Annotated in this window: 3 protein-coding genes; all 3 read left to right on the top strand. The window is 49.9% G+C overall.

Going from position 1 to position 2,856, the window contains the following annotated elements:
• On the top strand, nucleotides 1–354 hold a 354-nt coding region (locus ONB24_03935), incomplete at its 5' end, for a CRISPR-associated helicase/endonuclease Cas3 (GenBank protein ID MDZ7315253.1).
• Between the two features lie 97 nt (nucleotides 355–451).
• Nucleotides 452–1,180 (top strand): type I-C CRISPR-associated protein Cas5c, encoded by a 729-nt coding sequence (gene cas5c / locus ONB24_03930; protein ID MDZ7315252.1) that lies wholly within the window; start codon nucleotides 452–454, stop codon nucleotides 1,178–1,180.
• Nucleotide 1,181: 1 nt separating this feature from the next.
• The coding region (gene cas8c, locus ONB24_03925; protein ID MDZ7315251.1) for a type I-C CRISPR-associated protein Cas8c/Csd1 at nucleotides 1,182–2,856 on the top strand (1,675 nt) is incomplete at its 3' end.

Here is a 2,856-nt window from a genome sequence, read left to right as displayed (position 1 = left end):
ATTCATCAAAATGCTGCGCCGGATCTGATATTACGGCAATCGTTTCAAACGGCTAATAAAGAATTTCATGTGATCGATTCCTACATGCGAGGAATCATCGTGCCCTATAAAGCCGGTGAACAAGTTATTACAAGGTTATGCCGCGACTTTGGATTGCAAAAAAACTTGATCAAAGAGGCGCAACGTTATTCAGTGAACCTCTTCGAAGCTCAATTCATGCAGCTGCGGAAAAAGGGAGCGCTTCATCAAGTGCAGGAGGGAGTAGAGATTTACTATCTGGAAAGCTCTTATTATAGCGATGAATTCGGTTGGAGCGAAGAAAGAATAAGCGACCTGAAAATGCTTCTTGTATAGCGTCATTTCAATAATGGAAAGCATGGGGAAGGAAAATAATCCTTTTAAGAAAATTCAGACAAGAAAGTTCACGCGATGCAATTTAAAGGAGGTGCTGATGCAATATCGGAACATCGTAATGTTCAAAGTGTGGGGCAGATACGCTTTGTTCACCGACCCGCTGACCCGCATCGGCGGCGAAAAGTACTCTTATCCGGTTCCTACCTACGAAGCGTTGAAGGGAATCCTGAGTTCGGTGTATTGGAAGCCGACCATCGTGTGGGCCATAGACAAAGTGCGGGTGATGAAGCCCATCCGCACACAGCCGCGCGGCGCCAAGCCCATCAAATACAGTTCAAGTGGAAACGACCTTTCGATTTACACCTATCTCGCCGATGTCGAGTATCAGGTGCAGGCGCATTTTGAGTGGAACGAGAACCGCCCCGACCTTGCACATGACCGCAATGAAAACAAGCATTTTTACGTTGCGCGGCGGATGATTGAGCGCGGCGGCAGGCGGGACGTGTTTCTCGGCACGCGCGAGTGTCAGGGATACGTCGAACCGTGCGAGTTTGGCGAAGGCAAGGGCTTCTACGACAATTACGGCGAAATGGCTTTTGGGCTAATGTTCCACGGCTTCGATTATCCCGACGAAAACAAGCCCGGCGAGTTCTGGGCGAGGTTCTGGCGGGCAAAGATGATTGACGGCGTCATCCTGTTCCCCAGGCCTGACGACCTCAAAGAAATCATCCGCAAGTTCGTGCGCCCGATGAGAGCCAACCCGCCTGCTACTGTTGGGCTGGCGGAAGAAGGCTTGCTCGAAGGCTACGCGGAAGGAGGGGTGTGAGATGAACTGGATTCAAAGCCTGTATGAGACGTATGAGAATTGCCGGAACATGATTGGCGTTGTCGAAGACGAAGAAGGTAAAGAGCAAGTGCCGCTTCTGCCAATCTGCCACACCACGCAAAAGGCGCAGATTGAAATCACCCTTGATGCAAATGGGAATTTCCGACGTGCCCGCGTGATAGATAAAAGTGGGGCGCGCACCATCATCCCCTGTACTGAAAAATCAGCAGGTCGCACGAGCGGCGAAGCAGCACATCCTTTATGCGACAAGTTGCAGTACCTTGCGGCAGATTACAAAAAGTACGGGGGCGAAAAAGACCACTACTTCGAGTCTTATCTGGAACTCCTGTGCGATTGGGTCAAAAGCGGCGCACCTGCCAAAGTCCGCGCTATTTACGAATATGTCCAAAAAGGCAATGTCATCGGCGATTTGGTAGCCAACCGTGTTCTGTTTGCAAATGAACAAGGAAAACTTTATAACCAACGCCCCTTCGAGAAGAAAAAAAATGCTGAAACCGATATATTCGATTTGCTGCCTGGGCGAATAAACCAGCAGACTGGCAAACTCGAAAGTTGGCAAGCAGATGCGTTTGTGCGCTGGCGGGTTGAGGGTGAAGGCGGAATTGCAGAAGTGTGGAATGACCCTGAAGTAATTCAGTCTTGGGTTGACTACTACTCATCACAAAAGCAAACCAAATCCTTGTGCTATGTGACAGGCAAAGAAAGTTTTACGGCTGACCAGCACCCTGCCAAAATCAGGAATGACGCCGATAAAGCAAAACTTATTGCGTCAGGCAAATCCGTTGACCAGAAAGGTAAAATCACAATTGATGATGGTTGCGGCTTTACCTTTCTTGGACGATTTACCTATCCTGACCAGGCTGCAACTGTCGGTTTTGAGACAACACAAAAAGCGCATGCGGCTCTTCGATGGCTTATGAATCGCCAGGGTTATGTGCTAATGGAAAAGGAAGGCAAAGGTCTGCCTAAGCCAGGATTGGCCGTTGTCGCATGGGCAACTTCAGGTGCAAAAGTGCCGCAACCCACACAAGATGCCTACGAAATGCTTTACAGCGAATTGCCTGCTGAAAGAGACCATCTTGCCGACACTGCTCAGGAAGTTGGCATCAGCCTGAAAAAGAAAATAGCAGGCTATCGCGCCGAAATCGGCGAGCGCGAAGATGTGGTCGTGATGGCAGTGGACTCAGCCACGCCAGGTAGGCTCTCCATCGTCTATTACCGCGCCTTGAAAGGTTCCGAGTTTCTGAAGCGAATCGAGAGCTGGCATGAAACCTGTGCCTGGCGGCATACCTACCATACTGTCGAAGAGAGGGATGAAAATGGAAAGAAAAAAACACGCTCTATCCCCTTTGTCGGTGCGCCCGCTCCTGCCGATATTGCCGAAGCCGCTTATGCAAACAACCGCGATGGCAAGTTTGTAATGGATGACAAACTCAAAAAAGCCACCATCAAGCGCCTGTTGCCCTGTATTGTGGATGGTCAGCCCATCCCGCGCGATTTGGTGGAATCGGCGGTCAAGCGAGCGTCCAACCGGGCTGGACTGGAAGATTGGCAATGGGAGAAAACTTTGAGCATTGCCTGTTCATTGTTCCGAAAGCACAAAGAAAGAAAGGAGAAATACGAAATGGCACTCGATGAAACTCGAACCACAAGGG

This window comes from candidate division KSB1 bacterium (genome assembly GCA_034505495.1).
GTDB lineage: Bacteria > Zhuqueibacterota > Zhuqueibacteria > Residuimicrobiales > Krinioviventaceae > Fontimicrobium_A.
The sequence above is the reverse complement of the archived record's forward strand: the minus strand, read 5'-3'. Positions and strand labels throughout refer to the sequence as shown.

Coding starts and splice junctions, on each gene's coding strand:
- cas5c (MDZ7315252.1), top strand. CDS start 452: ATGCAATATCGGAACATCGTAATGTTCAAAGTGTGGGGCAGATACGCT.